The sequence below is a fragment of the Streptomyces sp. NPDC059398 genome (assembly GCF_042751845.1).
In the GTDB taxonomy this organism is placed as follows: domain Bacteria; phylum Actinomycetota; class Actinomycetes; order Streptomycetales; family Streptomycetaceae; genus Streptomyces.
This window is the reverse complement of record NZ_JBHYWP010000006.1, coordinates 72,989-95,856: the sequence shown is the minus strand read 5'-3', so window position 1 is coordinate 95,856 and position 22,868 is coordinate 72,989. Positions and strand designations below refer to the sequence as shown.

The following is a 22,868-nucleotide window of genomic DNA, read 5'->3' as shown; positions in this document are numbered from 1 at the left end:
GCCGCGCCGTGGGACGGGTCCCGCTCAGCCGTCGCGGAACGAGGTGACCTCGTAGACGACCGCCGGACTCATCGCTGTTCCACGGCAGGTCAGCTGGTACGGCTCCGTACGGTGCGCCTGCACCTCGATCTCGAAGGCGGCCGGACGCGGCGGGCGGCCGGTGACGCGGATCCGCCACCGGTTCCCGTCCCGGACCGTCTCGCTGATCACGTAGTCGTGCCGTCCGGCCGGGCCGAAGCGTTCGAGCACGGCTGCGACAGCGGTCTGCTGCGGTGGAAAGAGATCGGTGTACCCGCGCAGATGCTCCGCGTGAATACGGTCGGCCAGGTGCCCCTGGATCACCGCGACGGACGAGTCGGCGTCGAGACCGCCGTAGTAGACGCCGTCGGGTGCGACCACCACATTGGCGGCGAACCTGTCACCGCCCACATGGGTGCACTCCCAGACCAGTTCGGGCCAGCGCTCACTGAGGGCGCGCCCCACGGGCCGCCCGCGTACGGCGCAGCAGGTGTCGTGCTGACCGTGGGCGCAGACCAGGACGACGGGCGGGTGGCCCGGCTCTCCTGGGGAGTCGAGGGCGCCGACGATCCCCGTCAGGTCCTCGTCGACGCGCCAGGTGCCCCAGTGCTGGCGGTGGGCGCCGGAACTCTCGTAGCGCAGTACGGCCCAGTGGCTGGGGCCCTCTGGGCTGCGGCGTCCGTGCCGCCTCACCAGAAGGACGCGCGCCCGCACCGCCTGGGCCGCGGAGAACACGCGTGCCTTGGTCCGGGGTTCGAGCCCGAGGCCGTCGAAGCCGTTGGCGGGCCAGCCGCCCCGGTACTCGATGAGGACCCAGACGGAGCCGTACGGCGCCGTGCCCGCGACCGGGTCGCCGCGCCTCCGGGCGGAATTGGCGCAGAAGAAGCGGGCCGGCCCGGTCACCGCGGCGCAGACCACCGGTCGGCCGGCAGCAGTACACCCGCCCGCAGCAGCCGGCCGGCGAGTGCGACGCCGAGATCACCCGCGGTGCGGACCTCACCGTCGAGCAGGCGGGTCACATACGGCAGCTCGTCATCCGGGAAGTCGAGCCATCCGACCCGCGTGGTCAGGCGCGACCCCTCCCACCGTGCTTCCAGCGCCTCACGGAGCCGCACCCGGGACCCGGGGCCGAGGCCGGCGACGGCCGCGAGCTGGGCCAGCGGCCCCAGGGGCTCCGGGCGCCCCTGGCCCCGCCGGGTGCGGTGGAACAGCGGAGCGGCATCGGCCTCCGCGAGGGCGGTGATGAGACGTGCGCGGACGATGTCGGCCTCCCCGGCCGGCCCGTCCACGCCCAGCGGCAGGGTGCCGCGCATCCCGGGGTCCTCACGGAGCGCGGCCAGTGCGCACTGGGCGAGCTGTTCGGCCAGTGCGTAGCGCGTCCAGGTGTGGATCCCGAGCGTCAGATGGATCGATGTCTCCCCCTGGGCCTCGGCGGCGTGCAGCCAGCCGCGCGGCAGATAGAGGGTGTCGCCCGGCTCCAGCACGGTGTCGATACGGGGCGTTCCCCTCGCGGCCCCGGCAACGGCGGGGCGGTGACCGGTCCAGGGCTGGTCGGGCAGCGGGTCGGGGTGTACGGGTTCGTGCACGAGCCAGCGCTTGGTGCCCTCGATCTGGAGGACGAAGACGTCGTGGACGTCGTAGTGGTCGTCGAACCCGCGATTCTGCGGCGGAGTGACGTAGGCGTTGGCCTGCACCGGATGACCCAGCTCCGTGCTCAGCCCGGCCACGAGGCAGGCGACCGGCTCCCAGGTGCGCTGCAGCGCCTGGAGGACGAGCGTGGCGCCATCGGCGAACTCACGCCACAGAGCGGTGTCGTCGAGCTGGTCGGAGACGGTCGCGCCGACGCCGGCCGGTGAGGTGAAGGAGGCGTCCGGGAGGGTGGCGCCGTCCTTGGCGACCCGGAGGAAGGGTGCGCGCAGCCCGCGACGCGAGACCAGTTCGTCCACGGCGGCCTCGGAGAACAGATCGGAGAAGTCACTCGCACCCCGGGTGAGCAGCGCCGTACGCGCCCAGACGTCGCGGGCGAACTCCTGTCGGTCCAGCCGGATCAGACGCGTCTCCAGGACCCCGGCGCCCGTGGGGGCACCGGCGTCCTGGAGCGTGGTCCGGGGGGTGGTCAACGGCGGCGGCCGGATCCGTCGGCCGCCCCGTCGGCTCCGCCGTCGTGGACGCCGGGGGTTCCGGCTGCTCCGCCGTCGGCGGGGCCTTCGGCTCCTCCGTCGGCTCCGCCGTCGTGGACGCCGGGCGTTCCGGCCGCTCCGCCGTCCGCGGGGCCCTCTTCCTGGTTCGCATTCTGCTCGGGGTTGCTCATCGTTCCTCCTGAGAATCGAACATCTGGAACCGGGCGCCCGCTACTGGCCCTCGTCGTCGGCGAGAGGCGATTTATCCCGGGGCACCACTCTTCATCACGGTATCGCCGCACGCCGCAACCCTCGATTCGAGCGGACCGATTCCGCTGAACGCCCGGCGCGCCCGCGGACCCGGCCGGGTCCGCGCCGATCCGCACACGGCCATGTGGGGCCGCGAAGAACCACGTACCGGCCAGTCCGCCGTACGGAATCCGGTTCGGTGCCGCAAGCGGCTGAACGGGTGAACCGGCCGGGCACAGAGAACGGCGGCCGGGCGCCGGGCACTGGCTGACGAGCGGAGAGAGGGATCAGCGGGTGCCATAGGGCAGGAGGGCCATCTCACGGGCGTTCCTGATGGCGGCGGCCAGCCGCCGCTGCTGCCGGGCGCTGACCCGGGTGACCCGGCGGCTGCGGATCTTGCCACGGTCGGAGATGAACTTCCGCAGCAGGTCGGTGTCCTTGTAGTCGATGTACGTGATGCCTGCGGCGTCCAGCGGGTTGGGCCGGGTCGTCCGGGCGGTCCGCTGACGGCTGTTGCCGAGTGTCATGGTGTGCTCCTGAGGTGCTGTGCCGGTGGGGTGGTATGGGCGCAGTGATCCGCGGCCCGGTCGTGCGAGGCCCGGTCAGTGGACCGGATCGAGAAGCTCGTCGAAGGCGGCCGGAAAACGCTTCCAGGACTCGGCCCCGCCCGCCATCTCGTCGTCGGTGAGCAGGCAGGACGCCAGGACCGATGTGAGACCGTCGCGGTCCAGCCCGGGGGAGGTGAAGACCAGGTGCTGACACCGGTCCCCGTGCTCGGGATGCCAGGCGAGCGCGGCGGCTGCACGGCGTACGGGCGGCACCAACTCCCAGGCCGCGTCGGGCAGCGACGCCAGCCAGGGCCCCGTGCTCTCCACACAGAGCGCGCCTCCCGCCGCGTCCCAGGACAGGAGGGTGTCGGGCCGGTCGGCGAGCCAGAAGCGGCCGCGGCTGCGGGCGGCGGCGCAGCAGAGGTCTTCCAGAGCCGCGTAGAGGCGCTCCGGGTGGAACGGGCGCCGGCTCCGCCACACCAGGGTGGCCACACCGGACTCGTCCGCGTCCTGGGGGAGCAGGGCGCACGCCGGATGCTGGGCCGCCGCCGCGGCCTCCACGTCGAACCCGGCGAACGCCAGCCGGGCCGGCTCCGCCGATTCGAGCGGCACACGCCGTGCGGTCGGGTGCAACTGCGTGAGCAGCGCGAGGTCGGCCGGCTCCGCATCGGCGTGGTCGACCACGACGTGCACGGCCGGGTATTCGAGCTGGCGGGCGAAGGTGTCACCCACCGTCCGCTGGTCCGTCGCGGCTGCCGCCAGTCCCGCTTCGGCCAGGTCGTCCCCGTTGCCGAGGCAGGCGAGCAGCAGGGACGGATCCACGGCTGTCATGACACCGGTCAGCCGTAGAAATCCGGCTCCGTGCGCGGCCACGAGTTCCGCCATGGCGCGCGGTTCGACCGAATCCCAGAGTTCGACCACCGCGAGCCGGGTCGTGCCGTCCTCGGACAGGCGGCGCAGCTCCGGTACGAGATCCTCCCGCAGGGCGCAGCAGGCGCAGTCGTTGACCAGCGGTGTCTCGCCTTCCGCCCAGGTGCCGGCGGCGTCGCGGACACTCCGCCGCACGGTGCCGGCCGGGGCGGTCGACAGGTCGTGGTGGAGGGCGACGCTGCCCGGCATGTCGTGCAGCAGACGTTCCACGGTGCGTCGGCGCGCATCGGCGTGCAGTCCGGCGACGATGACGACAGCCAGCTCCGGGTTCTGGGGCATCACCGGGCTCCATGGCCGTAGCGGCGCTCGAAACGTTCGACCCGGCCGGCCGTGTCGAGCACCCGCGCGGTGCCCGTGTAGAAGGGGTGGCTCGCCGATGAGATCTCGACGTCGACCACCGGGTAGGTGTTGCCGTCCTCCCACTCCACGGTGTGTTCACTGCTCAGAGTGGACCGGGTCACGAAGGCGAAGCCCCCGGCCCGGTCACGGAAGACCACGGGGCCGTAGGGCGGATGCAGATGGGATTTCACAGCGGTTCCTTGTCGGTACGGATGCGGAAGGGATCCCGGGCGGATCCGGAGCGGATCCGGGTCGGGCACGGCGCCGGAGGCGGCGAGCGGAAGCGAGCAGGAGCGCGCCCGCGGTTCAGCGCTCCTCGCGGAACTCGACGTGCCGGCGGGCGACCGGGTCGTACTTCCGCAGGGTCAGGCGATCGGGGTCGTTGCGGCGGTTCTTACGGGTCACGTAGGTGAAGCCGGTTCCGGCCGTGGACCGGAGCTTGATGATCGGGCGGAGTTCGTTGCGAGCCATGCGGGTAGCATACGACAATGATTGTCATTACCGATAGGGGCTCACGCCCCGGGAAAGGAACAGGCCGCTTCATGTCTGCGCACTGCCAACTGACCGGAGCCCGTCCGGGCTTCGGCAACCACGTCTCCCACTCGCACCGCCGCACCCCGCGCCGGTTCGACCCGAACATCCAGCGCAAGCGGTACTGGCTGCCGAGCGAGGGCCGCCATGTCCGCCTGGTCCTCAGTGCCAGGGCGATCAAGGCCGTGGACGCCATGGGCGTCGAAGCCGCCGTGGCGCGCATCAGGGCACGGGGGGAGAAGGTCTGATGGCCCGCAAGAGCAAGATCGCCAAGAACGAGCAGCGCAAGAACACCGTCGAGCGCTACGCGGCCCGCCGGGCCGAACTCAAGGAGACCATCCGCAGGCCGGACACCAGTGAAGCCGAACGGGCGCGCGCGATCGACGAGTTGCGCCGTCAGCCGCGAGATGCCAGTGCGACCCGGGTGCGCAACCGCGACAGTGTGGACGGACGCCCGCGCGGGCATCTGCGCAAGTTCGGGCTCTCCAGGGTGCGGATGCGCGAACAGGCACACGCCGGCTATCTGCCCGGAGTGACCAAGTCCTCATGGTGAACGCGTGAGGCGGCGAAGCAGGCGCTGATCGCGGTCGCCCGTAGCGGGGCGGGGCAGGCTCTTCCGGCCCGCCCCGCTACGGGCATTACTGTCACCGGCATGGTCGAACACGATGCCCTCAGGGTCACCCGCGATGCTTACGACGCTGCCGCTTCCACCTACGCCCAGCTGTTCCGCGACACGCTGCGTGACAGTTTCCTGGACCGTGCGATCCTGGGTGCCTTCGCCGAGGCCGTCAGCGCCGGTGGGGGCGGCCGGGTCGCGGACCTCGGTTGCGGGCCCGGCCATATCACCGCTCATCTGGGGGAGTTGGGGCTGGACGCGTTCGGTGTCGACGCCTCTCCCGCGATGGTCGGGCTGGCTCGGCAGGCCTACCCGGGGCTGAAGTTCGACGTGGGCTCGATGGCCGCGCTGCGCATTCCTGACGCGAACCTGGGCGGCGTACTCTCGCGCTGGTCCATCATCCACACCCCGCCACGCGAACTCCCGCCCGTCCTCGCGGAGTTCCACCGGGTACTGGCACCCGGCGGCCACCTCCTCATCGGTTTCTCGGCCACTGACGATCCGTCCCACCCGGCGCAGGTCTTCGATCACGCGGTCGCGCCGGCCTACCGGTGGTCGCCGGACCGCCTCGCCGCGATGCTGCGCGAGTCGGGGCTTGCCGAGGTCGCCCGGCTGGTCCGTGAGCCGCAGCCCACCGACAGGCGGCAGTTCAAGGAGGTTCAGCTGCTCGCCCGCAAGGCCCCGGAGCAGGCCGCCTGACCGCACGCGCTCCCGCACTTCCAGAACTCCCCGCCCCCTGCCTCCCTGCCCTTTCCCGCACCTCAGCCCTCCGCCGGGCACGCGCATCCGTATCTGAAAATCAGATGGCGTGCAACGGAAACATCTGTTGGACAGAGTTTCGGGCCCGTTTGAGGATGTCTCGTGCGGTAGCGCAGTCAACGCGACAACCACCAGGGAACTACCGCCTGAGGGGAGGCTGAAATGCAGAGTGAGCAGAGTGAACTGACGGACGTGGTCGTCGTCGGGGCAGGCCAGGCAGGCGTGGCGATGAGCGAGCACCTGGGAGCTCAGGGAGTGCCGCACATCGTCCTGGAGCGGCACCGGATCGCCGAGCGGTGGCGCTCGGAGCGGTGGGACTCCCTGGTCGCGAACGGGCCCGCGTGGCACGACCGGTTCCCGGGGCTGGAATTCCCCGGCCTCGCCCCTGAGGCATTCGCCTCGAAGGAGCAGGTCGCCGACTACTTCGTCGCGTACGCCGAGAAGATCGGTGCCCCGGTCCGGTGCGGTGTGGAGGTGACGTCGGTGCGCAAGCACTCCGGCCGGCCGGGCTTCCGGGTCGAGACGTCGGAGGGCTCCATCGACGCGCGCTTCGTCGTGGCGGCGACCGGACCGTTCCAGCGGCCCGTGATCCCGCCCATCGTCCCGGACGGTGCCGTCCCCGTACAGCTGCACTCCAGCGGATACCGCAATCCGGAGCAACTGCCCGAAGGCGCGGTCCTCGTGGTCGGAGCCGGCTCGTCGGGTGTGCAGATCGCCGACGAGCTGCGCCGGTCCGGGCGGCAGGTCTTTCTCTCCGTCGGACCGCACGACCGTCCTCCCCGCGAGTACCGCGGCCGTGACTTCTGCTGGTGGCTGGGTGTGCTCGGGCTGTGGGACGCGGAGACGCCTCCCCAGGGCGCCGAGCATGTCACCATCGCGGTCAGCGGTGCGCGTGGCGGGCACACCGTGGACTTCCGTGCGCTGGCCGGCACCGGTATCGAACTCGTGGGCATGACCGCCGGCTTCGACAAGGGCGTACTGCGCTTCGCGCCGGACCTCGCCACGAACATCGCGCTCGGCGACGCCAAGTACCTCGGCCTGCTCAAGGCCGCCGACGAGTATGTCGCGCGCAACGGGCTGGACCTCCCGGAGGAGCCGGAGGCCCACGTCCTCGGCCCCGACCCGGAGTGCGTGGCCACCCCCCGCGCGGAACTCGACCTGGCGGAGGCCGGCGTCACCTCGATCGTCTGGGCCACCGGCTTCGCCACCGACTACAGCTGGCTCGACGTCGACGCGTTCGACGAGAAGGGCCGCCCGAAGCAGCGCCGGGGGCTCTCCTCCGAGCCCGGCGTCTACTTCCTCGGCCTGCCCTGGCTGTCCCGCCGCGGGTCGAGCTTCATCTGGGGTGTCTGGCACGACGCCCGGTACGTCGCCGATCACATCAGGACCCAGCTGAGGTACCTCTCGTACGCCACCGACGACCGGCCCGCCACCGACGACCGGCCCGGCGCCGTGCCCGCGGCCCGGAAGAACTGAGGAGCAGACCATGACCTCCACGAGCGAGGGACGCCAGGTGAAAGCCCCGATCGTCACGGGCGGGCACACCCGGATCCGTCCGTTCAACACCCGTGACACCTATCCCGAGCAGAACCTCGACAACGACCTCTGCCAGGCCGTCGTCGCCGGGCGCACGGTGTACGTCCGGGGCCAGATCGGCCAGGACCTCGACACCAGCGAGTCCGTGGGCATCGGCGACGCCGAGGCGCAGGCCGAGCAGGCCATGGCCAACATCAAGATGCTGCTGGAAGAGGCCGGCAGCCGGATGGAACACCTGGTCAAGCTGACGATCTATCTGATCGACCCCCGTTACCGCGAGGCCGTCTACCGCACCGTGGGCCGCTGGACCAAGGGCGTCCACCCGATCTCCACCGGCCTGGTGGTGTCGGCCCTGGCCCGTACGGAGTGGCTGTGCGAGATCGACGCGATCGCCGTGATCCCCGAGGAGGAGCGGGCATGACGTTCTCCCTGGTGGTACGCGACGGTGACCGGTTCGGTATCGCGGTCAGCTCGTCGAGTCCGGCGGTCGCCGCCCGGGTCGCACATCTGCGGCCCGGAACCGGTGCGGCGGCCTCGCAGAACATCACCGACCCCATGATCGGCACGGAGCTGCTGGCGGGGCTGGCGGAGCACGGCGACGCGGAACGCGCCCTGTCCGACGTCACAGGCGCGGCGCGCCACGCGAAGACCATCGCCTACCGTCAGTTGACCGTGGTCGGCCGCACCGGTCCCGGATGCGCCTACAGCGGCCCGCACACGCTCGGCACCCATGCGTCGGCCACCGCGGACGGCGCGGTCGCGGCCGGCAACATGCTGTCGGGCGAGCACATCCCCGGGGTCCTCATCGACACCTGGGCCTCGGCCACCGGGGAGCTCGAAGAGCGTCTGATGGCCGCGATGAAGGCCGCCGTCGTGGCCGGCGGCGAGGAGGGCCCGGTGTACTCGGCGGGACTGGCGGTCGTCGCGGACGCCGGCTGGCGGGTGACCGACCTGCGGGTGGACTGGGCCGAAGACCCCGTGGACCGGCTCGGCGAACTCGTCGACATCTGGCTGCCACAGCGCGACGACTATGTGCGGCGCGGGCTCGACCCCGCCTCCGCTCCCTCCTACGGCGTTCCGGGCGACCTGTGAGGGGCGGCCCGAAGGAGGCGGCCCGGCAGACGGTCGACCGGCACGCCGACGCACTGACCGGCCTCTCCGAACGGCTGCACGCCGACCCGGAGACCGCCTGGGAGGAACACCGGGCGGCCGCCGCCGTACCCGAGCTGCTGGACCGCGCCGGATTCGATGTCACCGCCTCCTACCTGGGCCTGGACACCGCCTTCCACGCCCGGTTCGGCAGCGGGCCCGTCCGGATCGCCCTGTGCGCCGAGTACGACGCACTGCCCGGCCTCGGGCACGCCTGCGGGCACAACCTCATCGCGGCGAGCTCGGTCGGCGCCGCGCTCGGCCTGGCCTCCGTCGCCGACGAGGCCGGGCTCACCGTGGAGGTCTACGGCACCCCGGCCGAAGAGGGCGGCGGCGGAAAGATCGAGCTGCTGGACCGCGGAGCCTTCGCCGGGGTCGACCTCGCGATGATGGTGCATCCGGGGCCGGTCGACGTCGCCGAGGCACGCCCGTTCGCGGTCAGCCACTCCAAGATCTCCTACACCGGGAAGTCCGCGCACGCCGCCGCCTACCCGGAGGCCGGGATCAACGCCGCCGACGCCTTCACCGTCGCCCAGGTCGCCATCGGGCTGCTGCGCCAGCAGCTGCCGGCATCGGCCAGGGTGCACGGCGTGGTGACGCACGCGGGGGACGCCCCGAACGCCATACCGGAGCGCACGACGGGACGCTGGTACGTCAGGGCCGAGACGCTCGCCGAACTGGCCGAGCTGGAGCCCCGCGTCATGCGGGCCTTCGAGGCCGGCGCGCTCGCGACGGGCTGCGAGCTGGAGATCGAACCGGAGAGCAGGCCGTACGCGGAGTTCCGCACGGACGAGACCGCCCTCGGGCACTACCGTGCGAACGCCCTCGCCCTGGGGCGGGAGTTCGCCCCGACCGGCCAGGCCGCGCGGATGAACCGCGCCTCCACCGACATGGGCAACGTCTCGCAGGTGGTGCCGGCCATCCACCCCTACATCGGCATCGGCTCCCTGCCCGCCACCAACCACCAGCACGAGTTCGCCGCGTACTGCGTCGGCGGAACCGCGCAGCGGGCACTGCTCGACGGGGCGGTCGCACTGGCCTGGACCGGACTGGACCGCGCGACGGCAGGAGCAGCGGGGTGACGGGGTCGGCCGCCGCCCCGGCCACGCGGCCCGTTCACGTTCCGTGGACGGGCCCGCGGTCACGACGGCAGCCCTTACGGGAGCCCCGCACCCGGCCCCGGTACGAGAACGCGAGCCGCTGACCGAAGCCCGGTCCCGCGAGCCCGCCAGCCCCGCCCTCCGGCCGGCCCGCCCGCACCGCGGTCCGCCCGCGCTCCGGGCACCGCGCCGGCGGCCCCCGTACAGCTCCGGCTTCTCCACCCACCCCCAAGGAGGCGCGCATGCCCCCCTGCAACACCGGTGACACGACGACGACCGAGACCGAGGTGGCCACCGACGCGGTTTCGCTGCGCAGGAGCGTCACTGCGGGAGCCGTCGGCGTGTTCGTCCACTGGTTCGACTGGGCTGCCTACGCCTATCTCGCCGGGACCGTCGCGACCGTGTTCTTCCCGGCCGGCGACAGCACGACCGGGCTGCTCGCCGTGTTCGGCGTGTTCGCCCTCTCGTTCGGCATCCGGCCCGTCGGCGCCCTGGTGTTCGGGCCGCTCGGCGACCGGATCGGCCGCAAGCGCACCCTGTCCCTGGTCATCTTCATGATGTCCGGCGCGACCATGACGATCGGACTGCTGCCCGGCTACGCGTCGATAGGGATCGCCGCACCGCTGCTCCTGCTGGCCCTCCGTCTGGTCCAGGGCTTCGCCGCGGGCGGCGAGTTCGGCAGCGCGGCCAGCTTCCTCGCCGAGAGCGCGCCGCGACGACGGCGCGGATTCGGGGTGAGCTGGCTGGAGGTCGGCTCCCTGCTCGGATTCCTCGCCGGGTCGTTCGTCTTCCTGCTGCTCTCCACCGGACTCGACGACCACCAGCTCACCTCCTGGGGCTGGCGCATCCCCTTCCTCGTCTCCGGCCCGCTCGGCATCATCGGCTTCATCATCCGCAACAAGATCGAGGACACCCCGGAGTACCGGGCGCTCGAAGCCAACAACACCGTCTCGCGCACCCCCACCCGGGACCTGCTCCGCTCCCACAAGCGCCAACTGCTCCAGGCGGCGGGCCTGATGACGGCCATGCACGTCCCCTTCTACGCGGTACTGACCTATCTGGTCACCTACGAGACCGACAACCTGGGCCACTCGGCCGACAGCGCCGCCCTGCTGTCCACCGCCATCTCACTGCTGGGGCTGGTGCTCGTACCGCTGTTCGGCAGGCTCTCGGACCGGGTGGGACGCAAACCGGTGTTCGTCGGGGCGACGGCGGCCCTGCTGGTCGGCTCCACCCCGGCCTTCCTCCTGATGCGGACCGGACTCGCCGGAACCTGGGTCGCCGGTCTGCTGCTCGGAGTGATCCTGGCGGCGATCCTCGGCACCTACGCCGTGTGGTCCGCGGAGATCTTCCCCACCCGCACCCGGCAGAGCGGACTGTCCATCGCCTACAACATCACCGCGGCACTGTTCGCCGGCACCGTGCCCTACCTGATGACGGTGCTCATCTCCGCCACCGGAAGCACGCTGGTGCCCGGCCCGTATCTGATGGTCTTCGCCGCGGGTGGCCTGATCGCCGCCCTGTCCCTGAAGGAGACGGCGGGTTCCGCGCTGCTGCGCCCCGAGGACGTCACCGATGTGCCGCCCGAACGCGCTCCGTCGAGCGAGCCCGATGTCCTCAGCGGTCACAGCTGAGCGAGGGACGCCCGGCCCTGGCCGCGACGACCCCGTACGGTCTGCGTAGCGCCGGGCGTGCATGGCCCGGGGCACGGCGAGCACGCACCCCTGTGCGAGAGCGGAGCGACCGATGAAGGCAGTCCGGTTCACCCGGTTCGGAGGCCCCGAGGTACTGGAGATCGTGGACCTCCCCGACCCCCGTCCGGGGCCGGGAGAGGTCCGGATCGCGGTACGGGCGGCAGGTGTCAACGCGAGTGACTGGAAGAAGCGCAAGGGGCTGATGGACCAGGAACTCCCGCAGACCCTGGGCCATGAGGCGGCGGGCGTGGTCGACGAGCTGGGCGAGGGCGTGACGGACACGGCCGTCGGCGACCGCGTCTTCGGCCTCTCCGCGCAAGGCGCGGCCCAGGCCGAGCTGGCGGTGCTGTCCTTCTACGCGCCGGTCCCGCCGTCTCTCGGCTTCGCCGGCGCCGCCGCGTTGCCGTCCGCCGTCGAGACGGCCACCCGCGCACTCGGACAACTCGGCGTCGGGTCCGGGCAGACGCTCCTCGTCAACGGTGCCTCCGGAAGCGTCGGCAGCGCCGCGGTGCAGCTCGCCGTGGCGCGCGGCGCACGTGTCATCGGCACGGGAGGCCCGGCGAACCACGCCTACCTCCGCTCACTCGGTGCCGAGCCCGTCGCCTACGGGGAGGGGCTCGGCGAACGGGTACGCGCGCTCGCGCCCGCGGGTGTCGACAGGGCGCTCGATGTCGCCGGGAGCGGTGTGCTGCCCGAACTCATCGGCCTCGCGGGCGGGCCGGAGCAGGTCGTGACGGTCGCCGACTTCGGCGGTGCGCGGGAGCACGGCGTGAGGTTCAGCCGGGGGGACGACGGCCGGGCCGTCCACGCGCTCGCCGGGATCGGCGAGCTGGTCGAAGCCGGACGGTTCTCGCTCCCGGTCGCAAGAACCTTCCCGCTCACCGGGGTCGCGGAGGCGCACCGCGTCGGCGAGGAGGGCCACGGACGCGGAAAGCTTGTGCTGCTGGTCGGACCCGGGCGCGACGACCGTACGTGAAACGGCTCGCGGGTCGTCAAGACGCACCTCTGCCCGCCCGTCCTGCCCCGCGCAGCCCGCTCCGCGCCCGGTGCTCAGTCCTCGCTCAGGAAGGTGCCGCGGAGCAGAGCGACCAGATCACCGGGGGAGGCCCCGGCCAGTTCGTCGAAGGCCCCGGAGTGCCGCCCCAGCAGAATTCCCGTCACGGCAGCTGTCACCAACTCGGCACGCAGCCGGGGCTGTTCAGCCCCTTCGCGGGCGAAGCGCTCGTGCAGCGGCTCGACCAGCCGTGCGTGCAGCGCCGCGCGTGCGGCGTCCTGGGCCGCCGGGTCGCTCAGCGGCTGGACGGCGACCTGGAGCAGCGGGACGGGACCACGCCGGTCGGTCCTGTCGAAGACCTCGCGCAGCCGCTGCTCGTCGAGGAGGTCGGCCGGCGCCGTGCCGCCCTGCTCGGCGTGGAGCGCGGCCACGTAGAGCAGGGTCTTGCTGCCGAAGTAGCGTGCGATCAGCGCCGGGTCCACTCCGGCCCGCTCACCGATGTCGCGGATGGTGGTGCGGTCGAACCCCCGCTCGGCGAAGAGCTCACTCGCCGCCGTGAGCAGCAGCTCGCGGCTGCGGGCCGCGTCGCGGCGGCGCCCCGGCGCCGCGCCGCTCACAACTCCACCTCGGTCCGCCCGACGAGGCCACCGCCGTCCGTGACCGGGCCGCCGTCGACAACGACCGGGGACCGGCCGCCCCGGATCCCTGCCCGGGCGGCGCGGGCACCCGTCCGGATCAGGACGTACGCCACCACGGCGGTCGCGGCCCAGACCGCACACCCCGTCAGCCCGGCCGTACGGTATCCGCTCTCGGGGGGAAGGCCCTGCCCCGACGTGGTGGCGGCCTGGAGGATCACGGCGCTGAGCGCGCTGCCGGCCGAGTAACCGATGTATTTCACCACCTGATTGAAACTCATCGCGCTCCCTGTCTCATGCGCGGGCACGCCACCGACCACGAGCCCCGGGGTGACCGCGAAGTTGACACCGACACCGAGTCCGGCCAGCGCCATCGTCACGAACACCTCCCACAGGCCGTCGTGGGCGAAGACGAAGGTCAGCAGGGCCGCGAGGGAGAGCAGACAGCTCACGGGCAGCAGCCGGACCGGCGGCTGGTTGCGGACCAGGATCCGCACCACGCGGCCGGCCACCAGACTGCCCGCCGAGAACGGCACCAGGATCAGGCCGGTGACGACGACGGAGGCCCCGAAGCCGTACCCGGCGTCCGACGGCGTCTGTACATACCGGGTCACGAGGGAGATCAGCAGATACATCCCGACGCCGCCCATCATGGTGGTCAGATGCGCCGCGAAGACCGTACGGTCACGGACCAGACGCAGATTCACCAGGGGATGGGCGGTACGCAGCTCCTGCAGCACCCAGCCGGCCAGCAGCAGCACCGAGACGGCGCCGAGCACCACCAGCCGGGGAGATCCCCAGCCCCAGTGCTCCCCCTGGGTCAGGGTGAACAGCAGCCCGGTCATACCGAGCGTCAGGAGCAGAGCCCCGGGTACGTCCATGGGGTGCGCCGGACGCCGGGGAGGCGTGGGGAGTACGACGGCGGCGGCGCCGAGAGCCAGAGTGGTGGCGATCGCGGCGAACCAGAACCCCGCGTACATCCCGAGGCTCTGGGCGAGTAGCCCGGTGACCGGGTAGCCGATCCCGACGCCGGCGGCCGTGGTGAGCGAGAGCGTCGACAGCGCAGACCGGGCCCGCTCGGGCGGTACGGAGTCGCGCGCGGTGGCGATCGCGAGCGGAACGAGACCCATGCCCACACCCTGGAACGCGCGCCCCGCGATGAGGCAGGCGAACCCCAGCGGCAGAGCAGCCAGCAGGCTCCCGAGAAGCACCACGGCGAGCCCGGTCAGGATCACCCTCCGGCGGTGGGGCCCGTCTCCCAGCCGCCCCATGGCCGGAGTGGCGACGGCCCCGATCAGCATCGTGACGGTGAGGGACCACTGGGCGTCGTCCACCGAGACATGGTCCACGGCGGCGATGGTCGGGATCAGCGGGGCGCCGAGGCTGCTGATGATCGCGACCAGCATGCCGAGGGACACCAGTACAGGGACCAGGGCCCGCTGTTGCCAGGGGGCGGGGGTGGAGCCGGATATCGGGTGCACGGGGCGGACCTTGTCTGCTGTCGGGCATTGTCATCGGATGATGTCTTCAATTGATGACATCCAGCATCTCACCCCGCGGACGCTTGGCTGCCACCTGCCCCCCAGTCCACTGCCCCCAACCCACTGTCCCCCCAGTCCACTGCCCCCCCAGCCCGACAGCTCCTCAGTCCGACAGTCCCTCAGCGCTCCGGCGTATGTACTAAGCCTGCTTGATAAAGTAGCCTTAGTACATGAACGACGACCTGGACCCCGACGCGGTCGCCTCGGCCCTGCTGGCGAGCCTCAGCGTGCTGGTACGGCGGGTACGCCAAGTGCCGGTCGACGGCGGGCTCACGATGCCCGAGCGGACAGCCCTGTCACATCTGGACCGCTCGGGCCCCACCACCTCATCGGCGCTGGCCCGGGAGGTGCAGATCACCGCACAGGCGATGGGGGCGACACTCGGCACGCTGCGGGCCCGTGGTCTGGTCGAGCGCCGTCCGGACCCGGACGACGGGCGGCGCATGGTGCTGACGGTGACCGGGGCCGGTCACCAGGCGCTGAAGGACAAGCGCAACGCACGGGCCGAACTCATCGCCCGGGCCCTGGCCGGCGATGCGTTCACGCCCACGGAGCTGGAGCAACTCGCAGCGGCCGCGCCGCTGCTGGAGCGGCTGGCACAGAACATCTGACACAGCACATCCGACACGACGGAACCACACGGAACCACGAGGACCCAAGCTGATGGCAGATCCTCCGGACACACCCGCCTCTCCTGCGGACATACCCGGCTCTCCGCCGGACGCACCCGGCTCCACCCGCCCGGCCGGTGACGACCGGTACAAGTGGACGGCGCTCACCAACACGACCGCCGCGGTCTTCATGTCCGCGCTGGACGGCTCCATCGTGCTGATCGCCCTGCCGGCGATCTTCCGCGGTGTGCACCTGGACCCGCTGGCTCCGGGCAATATCGCCTACCTGCTGTGGATGATCATGGGATACCGGCTGGTCCAGGCCGTCCTGGTGGTCACGGTGGGCCGCCTGGGCGACATGTACGGCCGGGTACGGATCTACAACTCCGGCTTCGCGGTCTTCACCTTCGCCTCGGTCCTGCTCTCCTTCGACCCCTTCGACGGCGGCCATGGGGCGATGTGGCTGATCGCCTGGCGTGTGGTGCAGGCTGTCGGCGGCTCGATGCTCACCGCGAACTCGGCCGCGATCCTGACCGATGCCTTCCCGCAGGAGCAGCGCGGATTCGCGCTGGGCATCAACCAGGTCGCGGCGCTGGGCGGGATGTTCATCGGCCTGGTGGCCGGGGGACTGCTCTCGGCCTGGGACTGGCGGGCGGTGTTCTGGGTGAATGTGCCCGTCGGCGTGTTCTTCACGCTGTGGGCCTACCGCACCCTGCGCGAGACCGGGAAGCGCGGCGGCGGCCGGATCGACTGGTGGGGCAACATCACCTTCGCGGTGGGCCTCAGCGCGGCCCTGATCGCGGTCACCTTCGGACTGCAGCCTTACGGCGGGCACACCATGGGCTGGACCAACCCGCTGGTCGACGCGATGCTCGCCGGTGGACTCGTTCTTCTGGCGGCATTCATCGCCATCGAGAGACGTGTCGCCGCGCCCCTGATCCAACTGGACCTCTTCCGCCGGCGGGCCTTCACCTTCGGCAACATGGCGGGCCTGGCCATCTCGATCGGCCGGGGCGGGATGCAGTTCGTGCTGATCATCTGGCTGCAGGGCATCTGGCTTCCCCTGCACGGCTACGACTACGGCGACACGCCCCTGTGGGCCGGGATCTTCATGCTGCCGCTGACCGCCGGATTCCTCGCCGCGGGCCCCATATCGGGCCACCTCTCCGACCGGTTCGGCTCCCGGGGACTTGCCACCGGCGGCGCGCTGCTCTTCGGCGCCAGCTTCCTCGGGCTGATGCTGCTGCCGATCGACTTCAGTTACTGGATCTTCGCGGTGCTGATCGCGCTCAACGGGATAGCCAGCGGCATGTTCGCCTCTCCCAACTCCTCCTCGATCATGGGCAGCGTGCCCGCGCACCTGCGCGGGGTCGCCTCCGGCATGCGTGCCACCTTCCAGAACTCCGGCACCGCCGTCTCCATCGGCGTGTCCTTCTCGCTCATGATCGCCGGGCTGGCCGACAGCCTCCCGCACACCCTCACCAGCGGACTTCAGCACCAGGGCGTACCGGCCCATGTCGCCGCCCAGGTCGGCGGCCTGCCTCCGGTCTCGTCCCTGTTCGCCGCACAGCTGGGCGTCAACCCGATCCAGCACCTGCTGCAGCCCAGCGGCGTCCTGGCCCATCTGACCGCAGCGCAGCAACAGGCCCTGACCGGCAGCGAGTTCTTCCCGAAACTGATCTCCGGCCCCTTCCACTCCGGCCTGGTCGTCGTCTTCGCCTTCGGCGCCACCCTCGCCCTCCTCGCGGCGATCGCCTCCCTGCTGCGCGGCGCCGGTACCGGACCCACCGCAAGCGCCCCGGCTCCGCGGGAGGCCCCCGCCGTGACCCCCTCGCACGCCCGCACACGTACAGCAGCGGCTGAGCGCACCACACCGGCCGACCCCGGCAACCGGCCCACCTCCACAGGAGAGACAACCCCATGACACTGACAACGATCGACCCCGTGCCCGCGCTCGTCGTGATCGACCTGCAGCAGGGCATCGTCTCGGCCCACACCGAGGGTTCGGGCAGTGCCGTCGTCGCACAGGCGGCCCGGCTGGCCGCCGAGTTCCGGCGGCACGGCCTGCCCGTGATCCTGGTCAACGTCACCGGACGCGCCCCCGGACGTACCGAGGCCGGAGGGTCCCGCAGCATCGCCGCACTGCCGGCCGGCTGGGCCGACCTCGTCGACGAACTCGACGTCCGGCCGACCGACCACCTGATCACCAAGCGGCGGCGCAGCGCCTTCCACGACACCGGCCTCGACACCCTCCTCAGGGATCTGGGCGTCACCCAGCTCGTGCTCGCCGGTATCTCGACCAGCGCGGGCGTCGAGTCGACAGCACGCTCGGCCTCCGACCACGGCTACCACGTCGTCCTCGCCACCGACGCCATGAGCGACCCGGACGCCGACGCTCACCGTCACAGCATCGGGCACGTCTTCCCCAAGCTCGGCGAGACCGCCACCACCGACGAGATCATCACCAAGGTGGAGGCAGCACGATGACCCTCGTCGGACGACTCCTGCACCACCGCAGGGCGGGCGAGACCCACACGGCGTGGAACCTCCCCCACCTGCAGGGCCCCGAGCTGCTGGCACTCACCAGCCGGGACTTCGGCGACGGCGATGCCCTGCCGCTGCGGCACTGCGCGAAGAACATCGGCGGCGCCGACCTGTCGCCCCACCTGGCCTGGACCACGCCGCCGCCCGGCACCGCCCAACTCCTGCTGGTCGTCGAGGACATCGACGTCCCGCTGACCAGACCCGCCGCGCACTGTGTCGCGCTGATCGACCCGGCGACCGGGCAGCTCGACCCCGGCGCCCTCGGTGCGCGGAAGCCGGCCACCGGTGTACGGGTGCTGCGGTCCACCATCGGCCGCGGCTACCACGGCCCGGCGCCCATCAAGGGCCACGGACCACACCACTACACCTTCCAGCTCTTCGCCCTCGCCGCCCCCGTGGAGAGCGCCCCCGGCGCCACGCCGGTGGACCGGGCACGCCCCCGCGCCCTCCTGACCGCGATCACCGCGCCCGTCCTCGACCGCGGCCGTCTGACCGGCGTATACGAACGCTGATCCCGGAACCGGAACCGGACCCCGCCCGTGCTTCCACCGGACACCCGGCATCCGCGCCCCTCCGTCCCGGTCCGGCCCGACAGCGCAGGGCCACACGGGTCGATCCCTCTCAGGGCTGCCCCGGCTCGGCGCCGCGGGGTGTGCTGACGAGCAGGACGGGCAGCGCGGAGCGGGCGCTGACGGCCTGCGCCACCGGCCCGAGACCCGCGGTGCGCAACCGGCTGTCGTCCCCGTGGCGTCCGAGGACGATCAGGTCGCACCCATGGCGTTCGGCGTGGGCACACAAGTCGGTGGGGATGTCGTTGCTCTCTCCCCATTCGAGGCGTACCCGGGCGCCGTGGTGGCTGCTGGTGTCGAGGGCATGGTCGAACTGGTCCTGGAGCCAGACCCGTCTGGAGCCGAGGTCGCGGCTCTGCTCGCCGCCGGTTTCGGTGTGCTGGGGCGGGGTGAGAACGGCTCTGGCGATGACGAGGCCCTTGCCGTGGGCGATGGCCATGGCGGTGGTGAGTGCGGTACGGGCTGCGGGCGAGGCGTCCCAGGCGACGAGGATCCTGTGGAAAGGAGTGACGGGGGCTGCGGACATCGCGGGGTTCTGCTCCTTCTGGCCGGGACATGTCCTTCTGGCCGGGACATGGGACGGGATCGTGGTTCACGCCAGGCCGGTCACGACTGTCAGGAGAGCGACCAGGACGATCAGCATGTAGGCGAGGTAGGCGTCCAGATGGCCGGACTGGAGGCGTTTGGACGCGGCTACCAGGGCACGCAGGGGACGGTAGAACGGCCGGTACGCATAGGTTTCCACCACTTCGACCACATCGGTGGAGTAGTCCAGGACCCCGCCCGTCACGGCCGTGGGGACGGCAGCCCCGGCCCCTGGCGGAGGCTTCCCCGCCGCAGCGGACGGTGAGGTGGCCCTGGTCCGGGTGCGCAGTACGGAAGCCAGCACCCGGCGGGTGGGGTTGGCGTAGCCGAACGGGGTGTACTGGTCGTCGCCGTGCACCCCGCCCCCGGCGGATCGCCAGGCGGGGGTCCGCCGTACGCGCAGGGCGCCACCGCGGGAGGCTCCGAGCAGCAGGACGGCGACGGCTGCCAGCAGCAGCGGCATCGAGACCCAGAGCCAGGAGGGTGACGGCACGGAGAAATCCTTGAAGACGGGCTGTACGACCCACGGGGACTTCAGGACGCCGCCGCTGGTACGGGCCGGTACGAGGTCCTGAAGTCCCCGGATGGCGAGGCGGAGTTCGAGCGGGGTCAGTGCGGCCAGCGCGCTGCCGCCGACCGCGAGGATCAGCACACCGAACCGGCCCGCCATGGCCAGGTCCGTGCTGCGGGGTGCGCGCGGGGCCGGTCCGCGGTCGCGGGGACCGAGGACGGTCATGCCGATGATGCGTACGAAGGTGACGGAGGCGAATCCGACGGTGAGCGCCACCAGGGCGCCCGCCGCGGCGAGGGCGAGCGCGTACGGCAGATGCACCACCCGGAACTGCTGCATCAGGGACTCCAGCAGGAACCACTCGGAGACGAACCCGGCGGTGGGCGGCAGCCCCGCCAGCGTGACGGAGCCCACAGCGACCGCCGTACCCGCCCAGCGCAGTCGGCGGGCCGTACCGCGCAGCTGCTCCAGATCTCCGGTCTCCGCGTCCGATTCGAGGGCCGCCGCCCCGGCGAACAGCAGGGTCTTGGCGATCGCGTGAGCGACCGTCTGGAGAGTCGCCGCGATCAGACCGGCCGCCGTGAGCCGGTCGCTGTCCACGCACACGCCGACCAGCGCCACCGCGTAGCCCGCGCAGATCAGTCCGGCGTTCTCGACACTGGAGTAGGCGACAACCCGTTCGAGGCGCCCCTGAACAGCTGCGTGGGCGATGGCCAGGAGCGCGGTGAGCGCCGCGACGAGCAGGAGCGCGACGGCGAGCCAGGCGGGCGGGCGCCCGAGCAGGTCGAGGGTGCGCCACAGACCGTAGAACCCCGCGTTGACGGCCACACCCGCCATGACGGGCCGCAGCCCGGCCGGTGCGGCCGAGTAGCCGCGCGGCATCCACACCTGGACGGGGGCGAGCCCGACCTTGACGGCGAACGCGATGACGAGGAGGGTCCAGGCGGCGCCGTGCGGAAAGCCCGGCGGGAAGCGGCTGAAGTCGGCCAGCAGGAAGCTGCCGGTGCGGGTGGCGGGCAGCAGGAGGCCCAGGAGCAGGGCGGCTCCGGAGACCTTGCCGAAGCCGAGAGTCACCAGCGAGGCGTTGGTGTGGGTGCCTTCGGACGCGGTCAGCAGATAGAAGCCCAGCGTCAGCGCTTCCCAGGCGAACAGGAAGAGGAAGGCGTTGTCGGCGCTCTCCACGACAGCCACCGAGGCGAGGACGAGCGCGCAGTAGGCGGCCGGGCCACGGCTGTGCACCCGGCCCGGCGCCCACCCCGCGGCGGTCAGGCATGCGGCGACAGCGACAGCGAAGGTCAACAGCCAGAACAGCGCGGACAGACGGTCCACCTCAAGGCCGCTCGTTCCGAATCCGAGCCAGTCGCCGAAGCCGAGGTACGGAGGCGAGCCCGGGGTACGCAGCGCCCCGGCACCGACCGCGGCGAGGCAGCCGGACCCCGCCGCACACAGCAGATACGGCACCGCGGTGAGCCGCGCACGGCGGAGGTGGCGCCCGGCCAGGCAGTCGGCCGCCGCGGCGCCTGCGAACAGCAGCAGCCCCAGGGTGATCAGCGCCTTCACGAGGTCGCTCCGCTCTCCGCGAGCCGGCCGGTGGCCAGCAGCAGCGCATACAGCAGGGAGAAGGGACTGGGCGGCGAGCCCGGTACCCAGATGTCCACGTCGACCAGATCGGCGAGCCCGCCATGTGTGGCGTACGAGTCGGCGTACAGCCCGCCGCCGCAGGCGTCGGTACCGGCCGCGATGACGACGACGGGCCGGGCGGTGGCCTCGTGGGTTCGGCGCAGGGGAGCGGCCATACCGCGTGTTCCGGCACCTGTGACCAGCAGGACGTCCGCATGGCGGGGGCTGGCGGTGAAGAACAGGCCCAGCCGGTGGATGTCGTAGACGGGGTTGACGAGCGCGGCGATCTCCCACTCCTCGCTTCCGTCGGACCCTGCGTCGACATGCCGGATGTGGAGCGAGCGGCGGAAGCGGGCCGTCCGGGCCGCCAGCTCCTTCCGCAGCGTTTCGAGTGCCGGATCGCTCTCGCCCGTATCGCTCCCGCCCGATTCCGGTACGACGAGAGAGGCGCGTGAGACGGCCGCCGTCTCCGTCCCGTACTGCGGCCCGAAGAGGTCCGGGCGCGCCCGAGTGCAGCGCAGGCACTGGATGCACAGCCCCCGGTCGAGCGAGACCGCACCGGCGCCGTCGGACACGATGGCCCCGGTCGGGCACAGGCCCGCGGCCTCGTCCGCCGTCAGGGGAGGCGATTCCGGTGAGGGCTGACGTACCGACACCGCTGCGGGAAAACCGTCCGCGTACGCGTCGTGCCTCCCGGGATATCCGGTAGTGACGACGCCTTCACGCAACCCGCGCCAGAACCAGGGCATCTATACCGCCACCCCTGCGATGGAGAGTCCGAAGCTCGCTTCGATGAAGGGGAAGTCCGTGAGGATGTCGCCCGCGAACACCTCATGGAAGAGAACGAGGTTGTGGAACGAGGCGGAGCGCGGCACGCATCTGACGACCCGCCCCCGGTCGCAGCGCAGCAGATGGAGAACCTCGCCCTGAGCCGCCTCGGCCCAGCCGACGCCTTCCCCCGTGAGGTCCTCCGGCACAGGGAGACACAGGAGACCGTCGGCGGGGAGCGCGCGCAGCTCCTCGACGACCTGGCCGAGCAGATGGAACGACTGGCCGATCTCCGCGCCGCGGACATGGGTGCGGGCCATGGCGTCACCGTCGGCCTGGTCGGGCGGCTGGCCGAGCCCGAGCGAGGTATAGGCGTCGTAGGGGCGTTCGTAGCGGGCGTCCGCCGTGCAGCCGGACGCCTTCCCGATCGGACCCAGCGCACCGTGAGCTCTGGCGAGATCCGGCGAGAGCGGCCCCGTACCGCGCAGCCGGTCCAGGAAGGACGGGGTGGCCATGGCCGCCCGCCAGTCGGACGCGATCGCCCGGTGCAGGCCGGCGAGTGCGCCGTCCAGGGCCGGGGGAGCGAGCGCGGGCAGTGCGTGCACGCCGCCCGGCACCACGACACCGCGACCGAAGCGGCTGCCGCACAACTGCCCCGTCAGTCGAAGGACGCGCTCCTTGTGGAGGCCGAAGCGTGCCGTGGCGACGGCGAGCCCGGCCGCCTCGGTGAGTTTGACCATGGTGTCGAGGTGGTTGGCGATCCGTTCCAGCTCGGCGTGGAGGGACCGGACCAGCCGGGCCGGCCAGGGCACGGGGGGTGCCGCGGCCGGGCGGCCGGGGGGGGGGGAAGCCCGCTGGGGGGGGGCGGGGGGGGGGCGGCTCGGGGGGGGGGGGGGCGGCG

At 71.9% G+C, this 22,868-nt stretch carries 26 protein-coding genes; 13 read left to right on the top strand and 13 right to left on the bottom strand.

The features are described from left to right. Positions 1-24 precede the first annotated feature (24 nt). The 7 genes from ACFXBC_RS04350 to rpmG form a co-directional block, all read right to left on the bottom strand. A complete protein-coding gene (locus ACFXBC_RS04350) occupies positions 25-921 on the bottom strand; it encodes a sucrase ferredoxin (RefSeq protein WP_385018535.1) in 897 nt (298 codons plus the stop codon). Then, positions 918-2,138 (bottom strand): cupin domain-containing protein, encoded by a 1,221-nt coding sequence (locus tag ACFXBC_RS04345; protein ID WP_385018533.1) that lies wholly within the window; start codon positions 2,136-2,138, stop codon positions 918-920. Before ACFXBC_RS04345 ends, ACFXBC_RS04350 begins: the two co-directional genes overlap by 4 nt. Further along, a complete protein-coding gene (locus tag ACFXBC_RS04340; RefSeq protein WP_385018531.1) occupies positions 2,135-2,329 on the bottom strand; it encodes a hypothetical protein in 195 nt (64 codons plus the stop codon). Before ACFXBC_RS04340 ends, ACFXBC_RS04345 begins: the two co-directional genes overlap by 4 nt. A gap of 345 nt (positions 2,330-2,674) precedes the next feature. Beyond that, positions 2,675-2,914, bottom strand: coding sequence for a 30S ribosomal protein S18 (rpsR, locus tag ACFXBC_RS04335; RefSeq protein ID WP_385018529.1), 240 nt, complete (start codon positions 2,912-2,914; stop codon positions 2,675-2,677). A gap of 75 nt (positions 2,915-2,989) precedes the next feature. Next, positions 2,990-4,144 (bottom strand): CobW family GTP-binding protein, encoded by a 1,155-nt coding sequence (locus ACFXBC_RS04330; RefSeq protein ID WP_385018527.1) that lies wholly within the window; start codon positions 4,142-4,144, stop codon positions 2,990-2,992. Further along, a complete protein-coding gene (locus ACFXBC_RS04325; protein ID WP_385018525.1) occupies positions 4,144-4,395 on the bottom strand; it encodes a type B 50S ribosomal protein L31 in 252 nt (83 codons plus the stop codon). Before ACFXBC_RS04325 ends, ACFXBC_RS04330 begins: the two co-directional genes overlap by 1 nt. 115 nt (positions 4,396-4,510) lie before the next feature. Beyond that, entirely contained in the window at positions 4,511-4,675 is a 165-nt protein-coding gene (gene rpmG, locus ACFXBC_RS04320; RefSeq protein ID WP_385018523.1) for a 50S ribosomal protein L33, read from the bottom strand. A gap of 71 nt (positions 4,676-4,746) precedes the next feature. Between rpmG and rpmB the strand changes: the two genes are divergently transcribed. The 9 genes from rpmB (at position 4,747) to ACFXBC_RS04275 (ending at position 12,565) form a co-directional block, all read left to right on the top strand. Beyond that, entirely contained in the window at positions 4,747-4,983 is a 237-nt protein-coding gene (gene rpmB, locus ACFXBC_RS04315) for a 50S ribosomal protein L28 (RefSeq protein ID WP_385018521.1), read from the top strand. Continuing rightward, positions 4,983-5,288, top strand: a complete 306-nt coding sequence (rpsN, locus tag ACFXBC_RS04310; protein ID WP_385018518.1) for a 30S ribosomal protein S14 — start codon at positions 4,983-4,985, stop codon at positions 5,286-5,288. Before rpmB ends, rpsN begins: the two co-directional genes overlap by 1 nt. Positions 5,289-5,387: 99 nt before the next feature. Beyond that, positions 5,388-6,050, top strand: a complete 663-nt coding sequence (locus ACFXBC_RS04305) for a class I SAM-dependent DNA methyltransferase (protein WP_385018516.1) — start codon at positions 5,388-5,390, stop codon at positions 6,048-6,050. A gap of 222 nt (positions 6,051-6,272) precedes the next feature. After that, complete coding sequence (locus ACFXBC_RS04300) at positions 6,273-7,586, top strand: flavin-containing monooxygenase (protein WP_385018515.1); 1,314 nt, start codon at positions 6,273-6,275, stop codon at positions 7,584-7,586. 10 nt (positions 7,587-7,596) lie between these two features. Beyond that, positions 7,597-8,067 carry a RidA family protein gene (locus ACFXBC_RS04295; RefSeq protein ID WP_385018513.1) on the top strand — a complete coding sequence of 157 codons (471 nt, stop codon included), beginning with the start codon at positions 7,597-7,599 and terminating at the stop codon, positions 8,065-8,067. Then, positions 8,064-8,738 (top strand): DUF1028 domain-containing protein, encoded by a 675-nt coding sequence (locus ACFXBC_RS04290; protein WP_385018511.1) that lies wholly within the window; start codon positions 8,064-8,066, stop codon positions 8,736-8,738. Before ACFXBC_RS04295 ends, ACFXBC_RS04290 begins: the two co-directional genes overlap by 4 nt. Then, positions 8,735-9,877, top strand: coding sequence for a M20 family metallopeptidase (locus ACFXBC_RS04285; RefSeq protein ID WP_385018509.1), 1,143 nt, complete (start codon positions 8,735-8,737; stop codon positions 9,875-9,877). Before ACFXBC_RS04290 ends, ACFXBC_RS04285 begins: the two co-directional genes overlap by 4 nt. Before the next feature lie 260 nt (positions 9,878-10,137). Continuing rightward, positions 10,138-11,529, top strand: coding sequence for an MFS transporter (locus ACFXBC_RS04280; RefSeq protein WP_385018506.1), 1,392 nt, complete (start codon positions 10,138-10,140; stop codon positions 11,527-11,529). Between the two features lie 112 nt (positions 11,530-11,641). Beyond that, positions 11,642-12,565: an NADP-dependent oxidoreductase gene (locus tag ACFXBC_RS04275; RefSeq protein ID WP_385018504.1), complete on the top strand. Its 924-nt coding sequence runs from the start codon at positions 11,642-11,644 to the stop codon at positions 12,563-12,565. 74 nt (positions 12,566-12,639) lie between these two features. Here ACFXBC_RS04275 and ACFXBC_RS04270 read toward each other — a convergent pair whose 3' ends face one another. Beyond that, entirely contained in the window at positions 12,640-13,200 is a 561-nt protein-coding gene (locus tag ACFXBC_RS04270; RefSeq protein ID WP_385018502.1) for a TetR family transcriptional regulator, read from the bottom strand. Beyond that, the gene (locus ACFXBC_RS04265; RefSeq protein WP_385018500.1) at positions 13,197-14,699 is read right to left on the bottom strand and encodes an MFS transporter; all 1,503 of its coding nucleotides are present in this window, start codon (positions 14,697-14,699) and stop codon (positions 13,197-13,199) included. Before ACFXBC_RS04265 ends, ACFXBC_RS04270 begins: the two co-directional genes overlap by 4 nt. Positions 14,700-14,929: 230 nt before the next feature. Here ACFXBC_RS04265 and ACFXBC_RS04260 point away from each other — a divergent pair, with 230 nt between their 5' ends. Genes ACFXBC_RS04260 through ACFXBC_RS04245 form a run of 4 tightly spaced genes read left to right on the top strand, consistent with a single transcriptional unit; the run spans position 14,930 to position 18,426 of the window. After that, positions 14,930-15,370, top strand: coding sequence for a MarR family winged helix-turn-helix transcriptional regulator (locus ACFXBC_RS04260; RefSeq protein WP_385018498.1), 441 nt, complete (start codon positions 14,930-14,932; stop codon positions 15,368-15,370). A 52-nt stretch (positions 15,371-15,422) separates the two neighbouring features. Beyond that, positions 15,423-17,294 carry an MFS transporter gene (locus ACFXBC_RS04255; RefSeq protein ID WP_385018496.1) on the top strand — a complete coding sequence of 624 codons (1,872 nt, stop codon included), beginning with the start codon at positions 15,423-15,425 and terminating at the stop codon, positions 17,292-17,294. Next, positions 17,291-17,857 (top strand): isochorismatase family protein, encoded by a 567-nt coding sequence (locus ACFXBC_RS04250; protein ID WP_385018494.1) that lies wholly within the window; start codon positions 17,291-17,293, stop codon positions 17,855-17,857. The genes ACFXBC_RS04255 and ACFXBC_RS04250 overlap by 4 nt, the downstream gene beginning before the upstream one ends. Then, positions 17,854-18,426 carry a YbhB/YbcL family Raf kinase inhibitor-like protein gene (locus ACFXBC_RS04245; protein ID WP_385018492.1) on the top strand — a complete coding sequence of 191 codons (573 nt, stop codon included), beginning with the start codon at positions 17,854-17,856 and terminating at the stop codon, positions 18,424-18,426. The genes ACFXBC_RS04250 and ACFXBC_RS04245 overlap by 4 nt, the downstream gene beginning before the upstream one ends. 109 nt (positions 18,427-18,535) lie before the next feature. Here ACFXBC_RS04245 and ACFXBC_RS04240 read toward each other — a convergent pair whose 3' ends face one another. From ACFXBC_RS04240 to ACFXBC_RS04225, 4 genes are all read right to left on the bottom strand, one after another. Further along, positions 18,536-19,009, bottom strand: a complete 474-nt coding sequence (locus tag ACFXBC_RS04240) for a universal stress protein (RefSeq protein WP_385018490.1) — start codon at positions 19,007-19,009, stop codon at positions 18,536-18,538. A 66-nt stretch (positions 19,010-19,075) separates the two neighbouring features. Beyond that, positions 19,076-21,139, bottom strand: coding sequence for a proton-conducting transporter membrane subunit (locus ACFXBC_RS04235; RefSeq protein ID WP_385018488.1), 2,064 nt, complete (start codon positions 21,137-21,139; stop codon positions 19,076-19,078). Beyond that, on the bottom strand, positions 21,136-21,948 hold the full coding sequence (locus tag ACFXBC_RS04230) for an NADH:ubiquinone oxidoreductase (RefSeq protein ID WP_385018486.1): 813 nt from the start codon (positions 21,946-21,948) through the stop codon (positions 21,136-21,138). The genes ACFXBC_RS04235 and ACFXBC_RS04230 overlap by 4 nt, the downstream gene beginning before the upstream one ends. Continuing rightward, positions 21,949-22,779: a hypothetical protein gene (locus ACFXBC_RS04225; RefSeq protein ID WP_385018484.1), complete on the bottom strand. Its 831-nt coding sequence runs from the start codon at positions 22,777-22,779 to the stop codon at positions 21,949-21,951. It abuts the gene before it with no gap. Positions 22,780-22,868: the final 89 nt, after the last annotated feature.